The 16,798-nt window shown below is 58.5% G+C and carries 19 protein-coding genes; 10 read left to right on the forward strand and 9 right to left on the reverse strand.

Annotation, left to right across the window (positions count from 1 at the left end):
• Window positions 1–5: 5 nt before the first annotated feature.
• On the forward strand, window positions 6–917 hold the full coding sequence (locus ACV7JO_RS15985) for a bile acid:sodium symporter family protein (RefSeq protein ID WP_470356104.1): 912 nt from the start codon (window positions 6–8) through the stop codon (window positions 915–917).
• A gap of 161 nt (window positions 918–1,078) precedes the next feature.
• On the opposite strand, the gene ACV7JO_RS15990 is transcribed toward ACV7JO_RS15985, so the two are convergent.
• Complete coding sequence (locus ACV7JO_RS15990) at window positions 1,079–1,372, reverse strand: PadR family transcriptional regulator (RefSeq protein ID WP_470356105.1); 294 nt, start codon at window positions 1,370–1,372, stop codon at window positions 1,079–1,081.
• Between the two features lie 128 nt (window positions 1,373–1,500).
• Between ACV7JO_RS15990 and ACV7JO_RS15995 the strand changes: the two genes are divergently transcribed.
• Both ACV7JO_RS15995 and ACV7JO_RS16000 read left to right on the forward strand, forming a co-directional pair.
• Window positions 1,501–1,668 carry a DUF1931 domain-containing protein gene (locus ACV7JO_RS15995; RefSeq protein WP_470356106.1) on the forward strand — a complete coding sequence of 56 codons (168 nt, stop codon included), beginning with the start codon at window positions 1,501–1,503 and terminating at the stop codon, window positions 1,666–1,668.
• 75 nt (window positions 1,669–1,743) lie between these two features.
• Window positions 1,744–2,304: a TATA-box-binding protein gene (locus ACV7JO_RS16000; protein ID WP_470356107.1), complete on the forward strand. Its 561-nt coding sequence runs from the start codon at window positions 1,744–1,746 to the stop codon at window positions 2,302–2,304.
• 343 nt (window positions 2,305–2,647) lie between these two features.
• Here the strand turns inward: ACV7JO_RS16000 and ACV7JO_RS16005 are convergent, their stop codons facing one another.
• On the reverse strand, window positions 2,648–3,817 hold the full coding sequence (locus ACV7JO_RS16005; protein ID WP_470353182.1) for an ISH3 family transposase: 1,170 nt from the start codon (window positions 3,815–3,817) through the stop codon (window positions 2,648–2,650).
• A 65-nt stretch (window positions 3,818–3,882) separates the two neighbouring features.
• Here ACV7JO_RS16005 and ACV7JO_RS16010 point away from each other — a divergent pair, with 65 nt between their 5' ends.
• The 4 genes from ACV7JO_RS16010 (at window position 3,883) to ACV7JO_RS16025 (ending at window position 8,066) form a co-directional block, all read left to right on the forward strand.
• Complete coding sequence (locus ACV7JO_RS16010; protein WP_470356108.1) at window positions 3,883–4,437, forward strand: lysostaphin resistance A-like protein; 555 nt, start codon at window positions 3,883–3,885, stop codon at window positions 4,435–4,437.
• A gap of 188 nt (window positions 4,438–4,625) precedes the next feature.
• On the forward strand, window positions 4,626–5,342 hold the full coding sequence (locus ACV7JO_RS16015; protein ID WP_470356109.1) for a DUF6498-containing protein: 717 nt from the start codon (window positions 4,626–4,628) through the stop codon (window positions 5,340–5,342).
• Between the two features lie 339 nt (window positions 5,343–5,681).
• Window positions 5,682–6,488, forward strand: coding sequence for a DUF7847 domain-containing protein (locus ACV7JO_RS16020; protein ID WP_470356110.1), 807 nt, complete (start codon window positions 5,682–5,684; stop codon window positions 6,486–6,488).
• A gap of 189 nt (window positions 6,489–6,677) precedes the next feature.
• The gene (locus ACV7JO_RS16025; protein ID WP_470356111.1) at window positions 6,678–8,066 is read left to right on the forward strand and encodes a DUF6498-containing protein; all 1,389 of its coding nucleotides are present in this window, start codon (window positions 6,678–6,680) and stop codon (window positions 8,064–8,066) included.
• A 392-nt stretch (window positions 8,067–8,458) separates the two neighbouring features.
• Here the strand turns inward: ACV7JO_RS16025 and ACV7JO_RS16030 are convergent, their stop codons facing one another.
• Window positions 8,459–8,902: a DUF5518 domain-containing protein gene (locus ACV7JO_RS16030; protein ID WP_470356112.1), complete on the reverse strand. Its 444-nt coding sequence runs from the start codon at window positions 8,900–8,902 to the stop codon at window positions 8,459–8,461.
• Window positions 8,903–9,639: 737 nt separating this feature from the next.
• Here ACV7JO_RS16030 and ACV7JO_RS16035 point away from each other — a divergent pair.
• Window positions 9,640–10,809: an ISH3 family transposase gene (locus ACV7JO_RS16035; protein ID WP_470353625.1), complete on the forward strand. Its 1,170-nt coding sequence runs from the start codon at window positions 9,640–9,642 to the stop codon at window positions 10,807–10,809.
• Between the two features lie 453 nt (window positions 10,810–11,262).
• Here ACV7JO_RS16035 and ACV7JO_RS16040 read toward each other — a convergent pair whose 3' ends face one another.
• Window positions 11,263–11,610, reverse strand: a complete 348-nt coding sequence (locus tag ACV7JO_RS16040; protein WP_470356113.1) for a hypothetical protein — start codon at window positions 11,608–11,610, stop codon at window positions 11,263–11,265.
• A 133-nt stretch (window positions 11,611–11,743) separates the two neighbouring features.
• Window positions 11,744–12,265, reverse strand: a complete 522-nt coding sequence (locus ACV7JO_RS16045; protein ID WP_470356114.1) for a hypothetical protein — start codon at window positions 12,263–12,265, stop codon at window positions 11,744–11,746.
• A gap of 308 nt (window positions 12,266–12,573) precedes the next feature.
• Here ACV7JO_RS16045 and ACV7JO_RS16050 point away from each other — a divergent pair, with 308 nt between their 5' ends.
• Both ACV7JO_RS16050 and ACV7JO_RS16055 read left to right on the forward strand, forming a co-directional pair.
• Window positions 12,574–12,807 carry a hypothetical protein gene (locus tag ACV7JO_RS16050; RefSeq protein ID WP_470356115.1) on the forward strand — a complete coding sequence of 78 codons (234 nt, stop codon included), beginning with the start codon at window positions 12,574–12,576 and terminating at the stop codon, window positions 12,805–12,807.
• Window positions 12,808–12,833: 26 nt separating this feature from the next.
• The gene (locus tag ACV7JO_RS16055; RefSeq protein WP_470356116.1) at window positions 12,834–13,040 is read left to right on the forward strand and encodes a hypothetical protein; all 207 of its coding nucleotides are present in this window, start codon (window positions 12,834–12,836) and stop codon (window positions 13,038–13,040) included.
• Window positions 13,041–13,458: 418 nt separating this feature from the next.
• On the opposite strand, the gene ACV7JO_RS16060 is transcribed toward ACV7JO_RS16055, so the two are convergent.
• The 4 genes from ACV7JO_RS16060 to ACV7JO_RS16075 all read right to left on the reverse strand — a co-directional run bounded on the left by ACV7JO_RS16060 (window position 13,459) and on the right by ACV7JO_RS16075 (window position 16,792).
• Window positions 13,459–14,268 (reverse strand): hypothetical protein, encoded by an 810-nt coding sequence (locus tag ACV7JO_RS16060; RefSeq protein WP_470356117.1) that lies wholly within the window; start codon window positions 14,266–14,268, stop codon window positions 13,459–13,461.
• A gap of 86 nt (window positions 14,269–14,354) precedes the next feature.
• Window positions 14,355–14,528 carry a hypothetical protein gene (locus ACV7JO_RS16065; protein ID WP_324760939.1) on the reverse strand — a complete coding sequence of 58 codons (174 nt, stop codon included), beginning with the start codon at window positions 14,526–14,528 and terminating at the stop codon, window positions 14,355–14,357.
• 636 nt (window positions 14,529–15,164) lie between these two features.
• The gene (locus ACV7JO_RS16070; protein WP_470356118.1) at window positions 15,165–15,689 is read right to left on the reverse strand and encodes a hypothetical protein; all 525 of its coding nucleotides are present in this window, start codon (window positions 15,687–15,689) and stop codon (window positions 15,165–15,167) included.
• Window positions 15,690–15,808: 119 nt separating this feature from the next.
• Window positions 15,809–16,792: an outer membrane protein assembly factor BamB family protein gene (locus tag ACV7JO_RS16075; RefSeq protein WP_470356119.1), complete on the reverse strand. Its 984-nt coding sequence runs from the start codon at window positions 16,790–16,792 to the stop codon at window positions 15,809–15,811.
• Window positions 16,793–16,798: the final 6 nt, after the last annotated feature.

Below are 16,798 nucleotides of genomic sequence, written 5' to 3' on the forward strand. Positions count from 1 at the left end.
CGCCGATGCTGGGACCGACGCTAACCGATCTAATTGAGGACTACCTCCTGCTGTGGATCCTGCTCTCGGTCGGGCTGGGGATCGCTCTCCCGGAGCTGGCGGTCGTGACGCGCGCCTCGACACTCATCCTCGCAGTGATGATCGGCAGCATCTCGCTGACGCTCTCGGTCGAACAGTTCCGTGGCATCGACGCCCGGACGCTCGGCTTCGTCCTCGCAGGACACGCCACGATGCCGTTTTTCGCTTTCGGCATCGCCCGAGGATTCGGGTTGTCGCCGGAACTGACGGTCGGGTTCGTCGTCCTCGGCGCAGTCACGCCCGAACTCGTGACGCCGGTGATGACTGACCTCGCCGGCGGCGATACGGCGCTCTCGACGACTGCACTGGTCGTCATCGGGATCGGCAGCGTCGGGTTCATTCCGCTCGTCGTCGCGCTCCTCGGCAGCGGAATCGACGTCCCGACGATGCCGATCGTCGAACAGCTGGTCGTCGCTGTCGTGGTTCCGATGCTGGTCGCCGTCGCTGTACGGGCGTACCAGCCGGATCGAGTCGGCCGCTACGATGCCTACTATCCGGCAGTTTCGGCGCTGATGGTAATCCTCATCATCGGCGGAGTGACCGCCGCGAATGCCGACGTCATCCGGACGAACCTCTCGCTACTGGCTGGGGTCGGTGCCGGCGTCGTCACGCTGAACGGACTCGGGTACGCGGTCGGGTTTCTGGTCGGCGATCGGGGATCGAGATCGACACGGATTGCCTCGATCCTCTCGGTCGGGATGCGGGATTTCGCCGTCGCAGCCGCACTCGTGATCGCGGCCGGACTCCCGACCATCGCGTCGCTTCCGGCAGTAGCGTTCGGCGTCGTCGAAATGGTGACGAGTGCCGGGCTCGCGAAGTGGTTCAATCGAGGAACATAGATCCCGAGTTCCAGAACGCAATTTGATTCGGTCGCGGATCGTGTCGTGTCACGTCTGAGTACACCAAGTACTGTCGCTGCCTAATCTGATAATTCTAGATCAGTGTGGTTTCAAGACGAGCAGGGACTCCTCCTCCGATGGCTGAACAGACCTGCAAGCACTTATGCGGGGGCAAACTCTGTGGAGTCGACGTACTGTTGCTCCCAGTCACGACGAGCCTCGATTTCGCGGCGACCGCGACGGGTCAGCGTGTAGATGTTCGTCCGCCGGTCCTTCTCGCCTTTCTCGACGAGTCCCTTCTCAACGAGCGTGTCGAGATTCGGGTAGAGCCGCCCGTGATGAATCTCTTTCTCGTAGTAGTTCTCAAGTTCCTCCTTGATGGCGAGACCGTGGGGCTCATCAAGGCCGGCAATCACGTACAGGAGGTCGCGTTGGAACCCGGTCAAGTCGTACATCGTCCCACGTCCTGATAGGTCGTACTCTTCTATACGTCTGTTGCATCGCAAATAGCAGTGAGACGCGCTTGAACGCCAGATGAGGAAGCTGTATATTTATACAGAGGACGGGGGAACAGCCTATGCGTATGGCAGACCTGATCGTCAAATCCGCCGTGAAGGAACAGCTCGACGGGATGAATGTGGCCGCAGATTTCTACGACGCCCTTGACGAGGACGTCGCCGAACTCCTCGAGGACGCCGCCCGTCGGGCCGACGCAAACGACCGGAAGACGGTCCAACCCCGCGACCTCTGAGGCCGGTCGAAAACGTACAGATTTCGGTTCCTTGTCCACCCTCATTTATGAAGAGTGTGTCCGCTAGATGATGCTATGAGCGTCGCATCGGAATCGATTCAAATCGAGAACGTCGTCGCGTCGACCGATATCGGTCAAGAACTCGACCTCGAAACGTTAGCCAACGATTTGGTGGCGAGTGATTACAACCCCGATAATTTCCCCGGGCTAGTCTACCGAATGCAGGAGCCCAAGGCCGCTGCTCTCATTTTCCGGTCCGGCAAAATCGTCTGCACCGGGGCGAGTAGTGTGGACAACGTAAGGACAGCCCTTCAGCAGGTCTTCGACGAACTTCGCGACCTGGGTATCCAGGTGACAGATTCTCCCGATATCGAGATACAAAATATCGTCTCGAGCGCGGACCTCGGGTACACACTTAATTTAAACGCGATCGCGATCGGGCTGGGTCTCGAGAATATCGAGTACGAGCCCGAGCAGTTTCCAGGACTCGTTTATCGGCTCGATGAGCCATCTGTCGTCGCACTGCTTTTCGGCAGTGGAAAACTGGTAATCACTGGTGGGAAACAGCTTGAAGATGCGGAACAGGCCTTCTCCGCGATCGAGGATCGGCTGAGTGACCTCGGATTATTGGGATAAGGCACACCTGTCGATACCGCTGGGACTGACAATCAAAGACCCCGTTAGGACGATGCTCCATTCGATTCACGATCTTCCTCGGCCAGCAACTTCTCGCGAGCCGAATTGATATTCGAGCGGACAGCGTCCTCGGTGACGCCTCTGATATCAGCCCACTGAACGACAGTATCAGTACCTCACAAAGCATCACCAGTTAGCCTGACCTAAGTCACCTGTTCTGTCGTGATGAGTCGTCGATAGCGGTTGAACAACACTAATCGGAGACGGAGCTGTCGCTGTCGGCGGCGGTCAGCCGCCGACGCGACAGCGTAGCCACTCACAAGGCGGCGATCCTGGTAAGTGACTACCGATGAAACCGGTCGTCAGGTGGCCGGTTTGCGGGGACGGCCCGACGCACCGCGAGGGCCGTCCACGCGGCCCGGCGAACCATATTCACGAACTCCTTGTACGGCCACCACCAGAGGCGACGCCCACCTCGGCGGGGCGTCGCCACGTATTCGTAGTGGAGATACCGCCAGACGTTCTGCAACAGCAGACTCACCACGACGTACATCAGTCTCACCGTTGCGTCTCGTGTCGTTGTCGTCGCTATCGCTTGCTCGGACAAGCGATAGCTCGACTCGATACCGAAGCGTTTCGAGTAGTGGTATCGAGCGTCGCGTGGAGTCTCGATGAACGGCGCGTCAGCGGCGTAGCCGTGACGCGCCACGCCGTTCTCGTCATACCGTCCATTCAGGTACGTACAGTCGATGTAGACGGGAAACTCGACGGTCCAGCTATGACCGTCGAGTTTCCCTGTCAGGTCGTGTTGAATGACGCGGCTCCAGCCTTCCGAGAGTTCCTGCTGAATCGCCTCACCCCACCGGATGATCGGGACCACGTAGGCGTAGTTATGCGCCTGAAGCAGCGTGAGACACTTGCTGTCGTAGAATCCGCGATCGAGGTAGACGGCCTTGACCTCGGTGTCAAGGCCGTCAAGCACACCGAGGAACTCAGCGAGGACGCTGCTGGCGGTGTCGCCGTCTTCGAGACGGCGCACCGCCAGCGTGTAGCGTTTGTTCTTCACACGCGCGTAGAGTGTCGCGTACGCGTGGAACGCGGTGGTTCCCCGCTTCGCTTCCGAGTGGTAGAGGCCGTCTGTGTCGGCTTCGTCACCGTAGTAGGGCCGCAGGTGGAGGTCTGCGCAGACCTCCACCTGCTCGGGGAGCAGTTCGACGACATCCTGCCGAAGGAGTGTGTTAGCGACTCGTTCGAGCCGTTCCGGCTCGAACTTCGTCCGCAGGTGGTAGAGGATCGTGTTCGCCGATGGCGAGTCTTCACTGGAGTTGCACAGCGTGGAGATCGAGGTCCCGTCGGCGGTCGCGCCGACGAGGACCTCGTAGATGTCCTCGGGATCGATTTCAGCGTTATTCGCCAGGGTGAGAGAAACTTCCTCGTCAAGCCGGTTGACGAGGAAGTTAAGAAGTTGGTCTTCGTGGATTTCACTGTCCGCTTGCTTTGCTTGCTTGGACACAACTCAGCAAGCGGACTCCTTCAACTTGCGAGCTTTGTGAGGTACTGAGTATTGGAATTCTGGTTGTGACCGTCGGTCCAGGTGCTGTGGGGTACCAGTGGACAGTGCCGCCAGTGGAGGCTACTGGAGTGTTTATTTCGATGGTGCTCTTTGCTGGGCTCCCGGAGGAGTTGGCTTTTCGTGGGTATCTGCAGTCCAAACTAATCGCAGTACTCCCCGACGAGATGCGTTTTACATTTGTCTTAGGAATCATGACTGCGAGTGTGCTGTTCGCGCTATTTCATGTACCACGGATGGTAACGAGTGGTATCCCCGGAGCACAAACAGCCGTCATGTACGGGCTGTTACTGGTAGCTTCAGGTCTTAGCTTCGGGCTCCTGTACGAATACACGCAGAACCTATCCGTTCCGATCCTGATCCATGCCGCCGGGAACATGCCTGGTACGATGGGAATCGTGTTCTTCGATATGTCGGCGTTCGACGGGAGACTGCTGGCGGTCTACGCCGTACTGTATCTGCTTTTGTCTGTCCTGTTGATCGTCGGGTACCGCCGGTGGCTGATGACTGCCCATGAACTGTGGGTCTGGGACAGTCGATCCGACACTGGAATGTCTTGGTAAAGTAGTAAAATGCAGACGCTCCCGGGAAGTAGCGGATTGGTTGCGGTTCAGGCTCGGAAATCTGCTACTATGATACCATGGAACACCGCTGGGGCGAAGCGTTTGACACACATGGATGCGTACCACCAAGACGAAGTAATTGATCTGGCGCAGTTGCTTGAACAGTCCCTCTTCACGGTCGCAAACAGATGTTCAAGAGAACCCGAACAGAGATAGCCGAAAGGCTCGGAATCCGCTGGAAGTACCTGTCATCGATACTCATACATGTGGTGCTTGCTATCGGAATCCTGTTTTTCGAGTGGGACGTGATCGAACTGATCGTCGTCTATCTAAGCGAGATCGTGGTCGGTGCTGTGCTGTTCGCGGTCGTCGCATTGTTTGCTGCACAACCGGTTGAGAATCATGACGCCGAGAAGTGGCACCGGAAGGGGACTCCGATCCGACTGGCTCCCGGGCTACCACCGATATATAGGCGGAACATCGGGCTGATCGTCGAGAACACGTCGACATACGCGATGTTTTTCCTCTTCTTTGCCGGCATGTTCGTATCAATCGTTGATCGAAGCGTGTTTTCGCTCCTCTCTGGAACGGCCAGCCTCACGATACTCGCGATTTGTGTCTCGCAACTGATCGGGGTTTGGGGTGAGTTTCTGGCCGACCGGTCGTATCAGGACCGATCGCCAGCGGAGGCGCTCGAACTGGGTCTTCGCCCGGTTGCGAGGTTCATCATCATCGCGCTGTACGTGGTTGCCCCGACTACCGTTCTGGTGGTGATCGCTGCGTTCGCCACGCCTGAGTTCCTGACAGAACCGGTCGCCCTGTTAATGTACATCGTTCCGGTCGGTGCCGCCAGGGTATGGTTACAGGACGGCGCTATCGAATCAGTCCTCCAACATCAGGACTGACAACCGTGCCATGGATCCCAGTGGGAATCGACATGTATCGCAAAGCTATCTAATATTCCAGTCACGGAACCAGACACGCTGCAGGCCCACGTCGTCGGATAGTTCGCGTCACTCATCTGTGGAACTCGGAGTGAATACCGTCCGGTTTGGCATCGCCGAGCAACTAACGAACGGTCTTATGACCGACGATAGCCATACACATTTCATCGAAAACCTGTGCAGTACGCACGGCCGGCCAGCATGTCCCTCCCACTGGAGGGACATACAATTTGTGGGGAGTTTCAGCCCAGGAAACGCGGGAGGGCTACCTATATTTGTCCCGCAGCATCTACGGACGTAATGTCCCTGAGTATCGGAAAAGCCCTCCAGGATGGGTTCGACCGGACAACAACGTGGAACGGACTGCTGTTGATCGGTGTATTTGTCGCGTTCGGTGCGCTGAACACGGTGATCTCACAATCGGTGTCACTCGGCGTTCAACAGTGGTTCCAGGGGGTTTCGGCACAAGCGGTACAGCAATCGTCGATCGGCGGTTTCGGTGCGGCACAAACAGTGCTTGCGGTTCCGCTTCCACTGCCCGTCGTCTTGCTGCTCGCGCTGGGAGCCGCACTCCTCGCGGAGGCGCTTCGGATCGTCGGGATCAGAGCGTTCGCAGCCGAACAGACACGGTCACCGGCGGATCCCACACTCCGGAACAGACTCCCACTGGCGATGCTGAACGGTGCAGTCGGTGGGACGATCGCGACCGTCCTCACGTATCTCGGTACAGCGCTGCTGATCCTCCCAGGAGTGTTCGTCGCACTCTCGTTTTTCTTCGTCAGACAGGAAATCGCGTTGCAAAACAAGAACTTCGTTGCGGCACTCCGGGACAGTTGGGAACTGTCACGTGGTGAACGACTCGAACTGTTCGGACTCGGGGCGCTCGTTTTCGTCGTCAGTGTGCTTGCAAGTAGTCCGGCGACAGTGCTATTCTTTTTGAGCCCGCTCCCGGCACTTGCGCTGGGGATGATCTCCACTGGCATCACGACAGTGTTTGGAATCGCTGTGGCCACATGCGCGTACCAGCAACTTCGGGAGGACGACCCAGCTCCGCGGACCGACTCGAGGGTAGCGGATTCAACCCAGGACGACACGGTGGGGGTCTGATCGGTTGGCCACACGTATCTCACTCTCCTGTTGTGGTTGGTCTATGAGGAGGTCCACTGGCCGACCACAGGGGTCCGATCTGATAACGGTCGACGGCCCGAAGGGTGGTCAGAGCTGGCCTCCAAACCTGTGATTAGGTGGTACTCCGGACCGAAATTCTGATTTATTGTGATTTCCCGACGAGAAACGATGGGTAGCCAATCGCCAGCGAAACCGTCGGTCACCGCGACCGCCGTTACCGTCGTCGCGAATCTGCTCCCACTCTGGGGTGTCTGGGTCGGCGACTTGGCGGTCGGTTCGCTGTTGGTCATCTACTGGGTCGAAGGGGGAGCGACGGTGCTCTTTGCGACAGTGAAGGCACTGCTCGCCCGACAGGGCTCCCCCGATGTCGCCGGGATCGAACCGCTCTCGGAACTGCGGGAAAAACGTGGTGGGGTATCGCTTCGAGCAGGCTGGCCACCCGTGTATCCGCGAAACCTCCCGTTCGCACTTTCGGTTCTGGGGCTGTGGACGGCTGCGGTCGTCCCGGCCTCTGCCGCCTACTGGGTCGTGGTCGCGCCACAAGTTCGCCTGACACCTGTGCTGGCGCTTGGTATCTCCGGGCTGTTGATTGCGCAAGGTCGGGAGTTCCTCTTCGATTACCTACGCAAGCGCGAGTATACCGACACGTCCGCTAGGGAGATACTACTCGAACCGACACAGATCGGGCTCCTGTTAGCGGTACTGGGATTTATCGGGATGATCGACGAGCGACTGGGTGGTCCGCTTGTACTCAGTGTCCTCGTGCTCGTCAAGACGGGGGCCACAGTCCGTCAGTTGTTCATCGAGCACCCAGCTCTGCCGGTCCCCGATCGACTCGCGGGGCGGTTCACCGATACAGATCTCGCCGAGACGGCACCTGAGATCGACCCGCCCGATGGGGAGCCACAGAGTAGCGTCGCCGTCGCACCGTCGCCGGTCCTGCTGGCGGCGCTCCCGACCGTCGCACTGGGATTCCTTCATCGGGGCGTCTTGGGAGTGTTCGCTTTACTGGGCTTTGCAGTACTGGTTGCCGGGCCAATCTGGCTCGTTCCGTGTGTTGCTGTCGTCCTCATCGTCGTCGGGACTAGAATCGGCAGCTACTACCTGCGATACGGCACTATCGAGTACCGCCGTCACGAGGAGTATCTCGTCGCACACGACACGCTCCTGGATGCCCCACAGTGGGTCGTGCCGGTCGACGGAGCGAGGTTCTCGGTCAGAAACGCCGCCACCGACCGGCTGCTGGGTACCGGAACGTTGGAGATAGAGCGTCTCGATCCCGACGATACGTCGGTACAGTTCGGACCGGTGACGGATCTCGACGCGGCAGTCAAGACGCTCGATCTACCGGTCGTCGAAACGGACCGTCCCGAGCAGGACCCTGCCGTAATTGCCGCGGCGTTGTTGCTCGCACTCTCCTTGTTGGCCGTCCCTGCCGGCCTCCTGTTCAGCTCGGCGGTGAGCGACGGGGAACTAGCTGGGCTGGCAGTGGCCATCGGTCCGATGTTCCTGCTCCCAGTCGTTGCATTGGTCTGGGTAGCGCTCCGGTGGATCTGATTGGACGTGCCGACAGCGCAATGCGGAATCGGGACATCCGGTGCTGCCCGAGGCCGATCACGAGTGACGCACACGGATGAGTTATGAGAGGAGGATGCCGACGAAGACAATTATCGCAATACTCGCCCACGTCGGGAGATCTGTAACGTTCGTTACCACTGGAAAGAATAAGATAGCGACTAACCCGACCCGATGACGAGCTAGGGTTCACTGGAAATTATATCTGGTTGAAATAAGTGGTGGTGGTGCGGAATAGTTCTTAAGCCCTAACTCGGAGGATATCGGTTATCACACTCGTATAAATCACCTACGGTATCTCAAGGTCTATACGACATCGTGCATGTCGGCGACGAGGGGACAGAGGACGAATAGCTGCTCGATTCTGTCAGCGGTTACGGGCTGACAGTAACCGGCTGTCGCGGGTGACCGCTCTTTGCTGCCAGCCACCCGCCCAATCGCCCCGAGAGCGCACCGATGACCGCGGCGAAGCCGACCATGAGCGGGACGAACACCGCCAGCAGCACGACTGACAACACTGTGAACCAGGTGGGCTGGGCTAGCCCCAAGACGGAGGTGATGACGTTGGGGACCGACCACAACACGGGCAGGCTGCCGATGGCCCCAGTCCGGAACCCAACGGAGGTACTTTCGAGGCCGTGGCGTTTCGCCAGATAACCGGCAGCGAGGGCGGCGAGAGCTACACCTGAGACATCCCAGACCCCACTGGGGTCCTGCCAGTTCAGTGCAAGCGTGAGCGGGAACGACGCGACGCCGGCTAGGAAGGCGTACCGCCATGTGGGAGACGACTGTAGCCGCTGGACAGTGGAGGGCAACATATGCTGGAGTAATAACAGGAGCGGTATAAATCTGTGGTACGACACGATGTCGGCCAGACTGTGAAAGAAGCAGCTCGACGTCCCTGCTACACTGTGAGCAAGGGTGAAGCGTGTTACCCGGGAGTATATTATATTTATAATATAACGTTCAAACAGCATTTTCTCACGCGGACTAAACCCGTAGTTCAAGTAACCCCATGGTACACGACTACTGGGGGACAGTTGCCGTAGGATCTTTGACCACGAACGTCTGCAGTAATCGTTTCCATGACACCGCCAAGACGAGTACCCAGAGGCCAGTCCAGGCGTTCACCATGACTGGAGACTGATAACACCCTGTCCCGACAGTATCCCCTGTTTGAGTAGCGAATTCGCCATATCCAGAACAACTATTGAAAAGAGTTGCTTCGGGAGAAAGAACATACTGGCGAAGACAAGCCATCGTTGCTTGCCGGTCAGGATTCGGAAGGTGCGATATAGCGGTGGAGCGATAAGAAGTCCCACGATCGTCACGCTGGTTGCGAGGAGAACTGTCGGGTCCGTCGAAGTGAACACGCCTCGAAGGATGACCATCTCATCACCGCCACCACCCGCGACAGTCGACAGTCGTCCCCAGGGCATCGTGGCGAGGACGAGGCAGAACACAAGCGATTTTTTACCTGATTGCTGTCTGATTTAAGAAGAAAGTATCAGTACCTCACAAAGCTCGCAAGTTGAAGGAGTCCGCTTGCTGAGTTGTGTCCAAGCAAGCAAAGCAAGCGGACAGTGAAATCCACGAAGACCAACTTCTTAACTTCCTCGTCAACCGGCTTGACGAGGAAGTTTCTCTCACCCTGGCGAATAACGCTGAAATCGATCCCGAGGACATCTACGAGGTCCTCGTCGGCGCGACCGCCGACGGGACCTCGATCTCCACGCTGTGCAACTCCAGTGAAGACTCGCCATCGGCGAACACGATCCTCTACCACCTGCGGACGAAGTTCGAGCCGGAACGGCTCGAACGAGTCGCTAACACACTCCTTCGGCAGGATGTCGTCGAACTGCTCCCCGAGCAGGTGGAGGTCTGCGCAGACCTCCACCTGCGGCCCTACTACGGTGACGAAGCCGACACAGACGGCCTCTACCACTCGGAAGCGAAGCGGGGAACCACCGCGTTCCACGCGTACGCGACACTCTACGCGCGTGTGAAGAACAAACGCTACACGCTGGCGGTGCGCCGTCTCGAAGACGGCGACACCGCCAGCAGCGTCCTCGCTGAGTTCCTCGGTGTGCTTGACGGCCTTGACACCGAGGTCAAGGCCGTCTACCTCGATCGCGGATTCTACGACAGCAAGTGTCTCACGCTGCTTCAGGCGCATAACTACGCCTACGTGGTCCCGATCATCCGGTGGGGTGAGGCGATTCAGCAGGAACTCTCGGAAGGCTGGAGCCGCGTCATTCAACACGACCTGACAGGGAAACTCGACGGTCATAGCTGGACCGTCGAGTTTCCCGTCTACATCGACTGTACGTACCTGAATGGACGGTATGACGAGAACGGCGTGGCGCGTCACGGCTACGCCGCTGACGCGCCGTTCATCGAGACTCCACGCGACGCTCGATACCACTACTCGAAACGCTTCGGTATCGAGTCGAGCTATCGCTTGTCCGAGCAAGCGATAGCGACGACAACGACACGAGACGCAACGGTGAGACTGATGTACGTCGTGGTGAGTCTGCTGTTGCAGAACGTCTGGCGGTATCTCCACTACGAATACGTGGCGACGCCCCGCCGAGGTGGGCGTCGCCTCTGGTGGTGGCCGTACAAGGAGTTCGTGAATATGGTTCGCCGGGCCGCGTGGACGGCCCTCGCGGTGCGTCGGACCGTCCCCGCAAACCGGCCACCTGACGACCGGTTTCATCGGTAGTCACTTACCAGGATCGCCGCCTTGTGAGTGGCTACGCTGTCGCGTCGGCGGCTGACCGCCGCCGACAGCGACAGCTCCGTCTCCGATTAGTGTTGTTCAACCGCTATCGACGACTCATCACGACAGAACAGGTGACTTAGGTCAGGCTAACTGGTGATGCTTTGTGAGGTACTGAGTATCCACTCCATAACAAGCCGTAGCTCCACACAAGTCCCGCGATTGGTGCCAGAACGATCTCCGGTGTTTTATAACAAGCAGTCTGCCAGGTATTGAAATTCCGTGGCCCCCAAGCTCCACAGATCAGCCGACCGACAGCTGTGTGTGCGATTTCATGGAATTCGTTGTGAACGAACAGAAGGGCCACGAACGCGATTCCCCAGCGGGTATCGACATTCAAGGAGAGTTCTGTTGCGGAGTGGTGGCTCGCTGAGTCACTCGTTGTCATCCAAAACGCTACCAGTACCCGTTACTGATACTTATGATACCGTTTCCGATTTCAATCAATCCACACTCGTTCGCGTGTTCGCCGATGACACACACTGCACGGTCACCCGCCCCACGTTCTGTCTCGGCCTCAATTTGGTACTCTCCACGCTCAAGCGAAGTTCGAACACTCACCGTCTCAAGCGGACCGACCGCCAGCGTACGTTCGATAACACCGTCGCCATCGGAATCAGTGAACCGCACTGTTATCTTGCGTCGCTCTGTGTGGTCGTAGTTGCGGACAACGAGGGTTTCGGCTTCTCCTCGGTCGCTCTCGACTGCATGGTGGGTCGTTGTGTCGCCGTCCGATCTATGCATTTGCATGTGTATCACTCTAGATTCTATGATTGTATATGCCGTCCCCGTGTTTCCGGAAGTGAAACACTGGGACCGCCGTAGTGCTGTCCAACTCCTAGACACTCAGGACGCGACAGTAGAGAGCAATGGTGAGTCACGCCTCGCGTAGATTCGACAGATTGACACGCCGGAAAAGGAGTTCACTACCAGTCGTAACGACCAGAACACCGAGACACAGTGGCAGAAGTCCGACGACCCACACAAGCAGGGTGAACAGCCCACCAGACTCACCACCCACCAAGAGAATAAACTCGCCGAATACCCATGTCACACCAAACAACCAGACAAGTGACGTCCAAATGTCATGCGTGACCAGCAGGTACACCGGAACCACGAACTGCCCCGCGATTACGAGTGCGAACCCGACCAACACGGGGGCAACGATGAGCGCATCTCCAACTGGATCGAACGCGAATCGCCAGAAGATTAGCCGAACTCCGGCCCACAGACCGAGCATCACCGTCGCATACGTCGCTCCACCGCCAACCAGCAGTTGGCGTTTCGTTACGAACCGCTGACCGATAACCGACAAGATGACAGTCCCAACCGCGGCCATCACTGCAACGACCGTCGTCAGCGTCGGATCAAACGCGTGACGTGGCGTGGTCTGTCCCACAATAGATCCGCTCAACGTGAATATCTTCGACCACGATGTCGGGGTTATCAACATCACCCGCCATTGACACACCAGTAATTAAAAACGCTCGTCCGAATCCGACCAGTAGATTCGTTCAAACCACCCTGACAGAAAAAATCACTGTCAATTTATTACGGAGTTAGTCAAGTCGAAATATGTTGTACACAGGGTTTCAGAGAACAGTCCTCATACTGTATCGCTTTCACCGAATCAGGCAGTACAAACGGCTCCCAACTCAAAATTACGTATCATTACGATTTATTACCGGGCGGCAGTGCACCAACAGTATGAGGTTCCCCTCCCCCTCATACAGAGAGTATGTGGAATTCGTAGCGACCGTACTTGCGACTATCGGTGTTCTTCAATATCTCGGAGTTTTTGACTCACCCGGTAATATTACCATAAATTATTTTATTGGCTTGGCCTTCACCCTGCCAATGTTTACGTACTTTCTGGCAGTCGTTTGTGAGAATATTTCTTGGATTTCACAGTGGGATAAAATGGTTCAAGACGGGAAGTAGAAGAGTTCAAGTTGCACTACAGAACCATGATTGATGAAATTCTGGGATTCATTTTCGATGTATTGCTTGAACTCGTTCCTGCTGTTGTCTGGAAGCTCTTATTTCTTCTAATCGGGATCATCATGACAGTAATTGGTGTGAGAGTTCTTGAAGAATCAACACAAACAGGTGGAGCACTGATTGTTGTCGGGACGTTATCAATGATTGGTTCACTGGTTTCGCTATATCGATAGGGGGACGATATGCTGTATTGAATAGTGCCCTGGGAGCCGTCGTGAAGCGACACTAATTTTGAAACTACCGGTATCACCCTCTAACACGGATCTAAGCACCCGCTGTCGCTCGCACTCTCGCTATTGGTCCTCCCAGCCGGGCTCGTGTTCAGTCCGGCGGTGAGCGGCGCGGAGTTGATCGGGCTTGGGGTGGCAATCAGTCCGATGTTCCTGCTCCCGGTCGTCGTATCGTGTAGGTAGCGCTCCGGTGGATCTGATCAGTCGGGCCGACAGGGCAATACAGTGTCTCGAGCTATCTCGGCACTGATAGTGGAGGTTAGACGGGAACGCGGTCGTCGCGAAGATGCCGGCAGCCGGAGTTCCGAGTCGGGTTCATCTTCAGGAGGCAAACCGGCGACAGCCATCGGAAAATCACAGGTCAATATAGCTCCACGTTTATCATCTCTCCCGCTTCGGTAGTGAACCGGTGTGCGTCTTCCCCAGCGACGGATGTCTCATATGAGTCAGGGAAGGAGAGTTCGGCCTCTTCGAGTTGCTTCTTGACCGCTCGCCACTCGATCTGAATCGGGGCGTCGCATGTCTCGCCGGCACCAATAGTTGCCGACGCATCTGAGCCGACTACGGAACCCACTGTGATAGGGATCCTCTGTTCTACCGGTCCGTTCTCCAGGACGCAGCGAAAACTCGGAAGTTCGAACGCGTGTCTGAACAACGCGCTCTCGTTCGTGACTTCGACGGTACCGATCCGATCGGTCCCTGGATCGATCGTCTCGGCGATCGTCAACTTGTACCGGACCACCTCACCCTCGTTCCGGTCGACGGCTGCAAGTGTAACGGCCACACCACCGAGGATTACTCCGGTCGCACCCGCCAGTTCGATCTCCCCGTTGATAACACCCGAACTCAGCAGCCAGCCCAGACACACGAACAGCACCGCCGAGATTGCGGAGATCACGAACCGACCGCTCCGCCGCCAGTTGTACCACTTCACCAGATAGAACGACGCGATGGCATACCCGGCGCCACCGATCACGAACCCCACGAGTGATGTGGCACCGTCCCCGAACACGCCGACGGCCAACAAAGACAGCGAACCCGCGTACAGCAGCGCGAGTTTGGACGTAACCGAGAGCGAGAGCAGAATATCGCGGGCGAAGTAGACGACCGCGAGGATACCGAAGACCGCACCGAACCCGTACGCGATCACACTCGGGCTGACTGGACTCATGATCTGCCTCGGCTCAGAGCGTGTGGCGCCGGTTCCCGTCTTTCGACTGGCATGAGAGGCATTTTCGGGTAGAGGGAGAGTCGTGCTCACGCAGCGCGTTTCAGTATCTGTGGTGCAACGATAACCTCGAGCGCAGCCATGCCAAGTGCTGCCCACCGGATGATCCCGTCGAGGAACGCGAACGCGATGACTGTGATGATGACGGCGTTGATAGCTGGGAGTCCGTACTGGACGAGCGGGCTCTGGAGGATGGAGGGCATACAGCATTAGCGAACGGATGACGGATATTAGTAATTTATATTCGGAGGGACGACCCCAGCAGGGCTACCGGTTTGACCACCTCCAGGGGTCGTGTATATATACTTTCGACGATCGGAGGGAACTGACTGCGTGGGTGGCTGCGGATGCTGACGAAGATCCATCACTACAGCTACGTAGTTTCGGACTCACGGGCGTGAGTCTGACCGTCGTGCTCGGCCGTCCGGGGCGCTACACGGTCGGTATTGCTACCCTCGAGTTCGATGGATTCTGGTTCATACTCGTCTGTTCACCATGCTGCTTGCACATTCTGTCACTGACGAGTACGATCCAGCCGAATATGACACGGGGCAGTAACGCGACGAACGAGCAATCTAATTTCGAACCAACAGGCCAGAGCATGATCCGAGGCGTTGTTGGCTTCACTCATCGCTGCTTAAATATCGGTCTCGAATTTTCTTGAAAGAATAGATCACGACATTGATCGCCAGCACGAGCAGGACAGTGAGTACCATTCCGACTGGATCAGTCGCGCCATACTGTAGCGGAGCAACCGTTTGGAGGATAACAGCGTTGGCAATCATCTGCGGGGACCACACGGTAGTTCCTGTGAGGAGAGCAAATCGGTTACGATAGCGCTACGACTCCGCTTGAGGGTCATTGATCGGCGACGTAGTCACGACCCACAGGTCGTATCCGACGAGAGCCGCCATCGCGGCTGTCGGAACAGCAAGCAGGAGTCCGCCGGCGGGGTCGAAGTCGACGCCGGACAGCGAAACGCCCACGTAGAGGGCCGTCAACGACGGGCCGCCGGCGAGGGCGGCGCCGAGTCGCACCTGTCCGCTCCGGAGATAGCCCCCGCCCCAGGCGACGAGGCCCGGGACGATGATCAGCAGGGAGAGCACGGCCAGCAGCCCACCGTAGACACCGCCGACGAAGTCGTTCGGGCCGGCTGACGTGACCAGGGCGGTCCCGAACAGCCAGACCAGCACTGCTAGAAGCGTCACCTGGGCGGTAAAGCGCTGCCAGTCCGGCATCGCTGGGCCGTCGCGCCGGTAGAGTGCGTACAGCCCGGCGAGGACGAGCACGTTCGCGCTGACGGTTAACGCCGGGACGACGACGCGCTGTGCCCAGACCGCGCTGAACGGCGCCGGGTCGAACACGTACGAATCCCCCGGCCGAGGGGCAGGCCAGACCCCGAGCGGGAGCATCGCGCCGAGCAGACACAGCGCGCCGACGACGGCCAGCGGTCCCCCACTCCGTGTCGAGGGACGCCACATGGTCAGTCACCTCCGAGCGCTGCGACGACACCGTCGGTCGAGACCGTTACCAGACCGCCATCGAGGACCGCCGGGGGCTGGAGTCCGTCCCGCAGCGGATACCGCCAGGTCGCGTCGCCGTAGTCGGCCGTGAACGCGACCAGCCCGGCCGACTGGAGCGTCAACAGGCCGTCGTCGGCGGCAGCGGTCACAGCGCCGCTACCGACCTGCGAGCACCACCGTGGCGTCGGCTTCTCGTCGGCCACCCGGTCGAACGCGAACGTCGCGTCGCCGGCCTCGCCCGGTGACTCGACCGCGTAGATAGTATCGGGCGTGACGACCGGCGGGGTCAGAAACCGACCGCGATCGATCCGCCACTGTTCGGAGCCGTCCGACAGCGCCCGACCGACGAGACCGTCCCCCGTGCCGAGGTACACCGTCCCGTCCGCGACGACGGGGTGCTCGTGAGTCCCCGTCGGCGCGGTCCACCGGCGCTGGCCGGTCGCGACGTCGAGGGCGACTGTCCGATCCTTGCCGCCGACGACCGTGCCATCGGCCACCGCGGGGTCTCTTGCGTCGACTGAAGAAGTCCACCGGGGACTGCCGTCACGGGTGTCTAGCAACATTAGCCCGTCGGCTGTCGGACAGACGACTCCCTCACCGGTCCGCGCCGGCGTCCCCGCACCTGTTACGTCGTCCGCACGCCACAGCGTGCTCCCGTCCGCGATGTCGAGGGCAACGACGCCGTCGGCCGTTGGACAGATCGCCGTCCCGTCCGTGGCGATCGGAGACGCCAACTTCTCACCGTAGCCGAGGGCTGACTCGACGGTCGCCGGCACGAGATCACGGCGCCATCGCTCTGTGCCATCACGGAGCGACAGGCCGAACATCCCTCTCTGGGTGGCTACCACGACCGTCTCGTCGGCGACGATCGGCGGAGTCGTCAGTGGGGTGGCCTCGTCTCCCGAACTGACTGGGAGGGTCGATCGCCATTGAATCGACGGCATCGGTGA

This window comes from Haloarcula sp. MBLA0138 (genome assembly GCF_055632455.1).

What these genes read in the sequence shown, in the direction of transcription:
- ACV7JO_RS16000 (WP_470356107.1), top strand. Translation starts at nt 1,744, where the DNA reads ATGAGCGTCGCATCGGAATCGATTCAAATCGAGAACGTCGTCGCGTCG.
- ACV7JO_RS16065 (WP_324760939.1), bottom strand. Translation starts at nt 14,528, where the DNA reads ATGCCCTCCATCCTCCAGAGCCCGCTCGTCCAGTACGGACTCCCAGCT.
- ACV7JO_RS16040 (WP_470356113.1), bottom strand. Translation starts at nt 11,610, where the DNA reads ATGCATAGATCGGACGGCGACACAACGACCCACCATGCAGTCGAGAGC.
- ACV7JO_RS16055 (WP_470356116.1), top strand. Translation starts at nt 12,834, where the DNA reads ATGATTGATGAAATTCTGGGATTCATTTTCGATGTATTGCTTGAACTC.
- ACV7JO_RS16030 (WP_470356112.1), bottom strand. Translation starts at nt 8,902, where the DNA reads ATGTTGCCCTCCACTGTCCAGCGGCTACAGTCGTCTCCCACATGGCGG.
- ACV7JO_RS16060 (WP_470356117.1), bottom strand. Translation starts at nt 14,268, where the DNA reads ATGAGTCCAGTCAGCCCGAGTGTGATCGCGTACGGGTTCGGTGCGGTC.
- ACV7JO_RS16050 (WP_470356115.1), top strand. Translation starts at nt 12,574, where the DNA reads ATGAGGTTCCCCTCCCCCTCATACAGAGAGTATGTGGAATTCGTAGCG.
- ACV7JO_RS15985 (WP_470356104.1), top strand. Translation starts at nt 6, where the DNA reads ATGCTGGGACCGACGCTAACCGATCTAATTGAGGACTACCTCCTGCTG.
- ACV7JO_RS16015 (WP_470356109.1), top strand. Translation starts at nt 4,626, where the DNA reads ATGTTCAAGAGAACCCGAACAGAGATAGCCGAAAGGCTCGGAATCCGC.
- ACV7JO_RS15995 (WP_470356106.1), top strand. Translation starts at nt 1,501, where the DNA reads ATGGCAGACCTGATCGTCAAATCCGCCGTGAAGGAACAGCTCGACGGG.
- ACV7JO_RS15990 (WP_470356105.1), bottom strand. Translation starts at nt 1,372, where the DNA reads ATGTACGACTTGACCGGGTTCCAACGCGACCTCCTGTACGTGATTGCC.
- ACV7JO_RS16075 (WP_470356119.1), bottom strand. Translation starts at nt 16,792, where the DNA reads ATGCCGTCGATTCAATGGCGATCGACCCTCCCAGTCAGTTCGGGAGAC.
- ACV7JO_RS16020 (WP_470356110.1), top strand. Translation starts at nt 5,682, where the DNA reads ATGTCCCTGAGTATCGGAAAAGCCCTCCAGGATGGGTTCGACCGGACA.
- ACV7JO_RS16025 (WP_470356111.1), top strand. Translation starts at nt 6,678, where the DNA reads ATGGGTAGCCAATCGCCAGCGAAACCGTCGGTCACCGCGACCGCCGTT.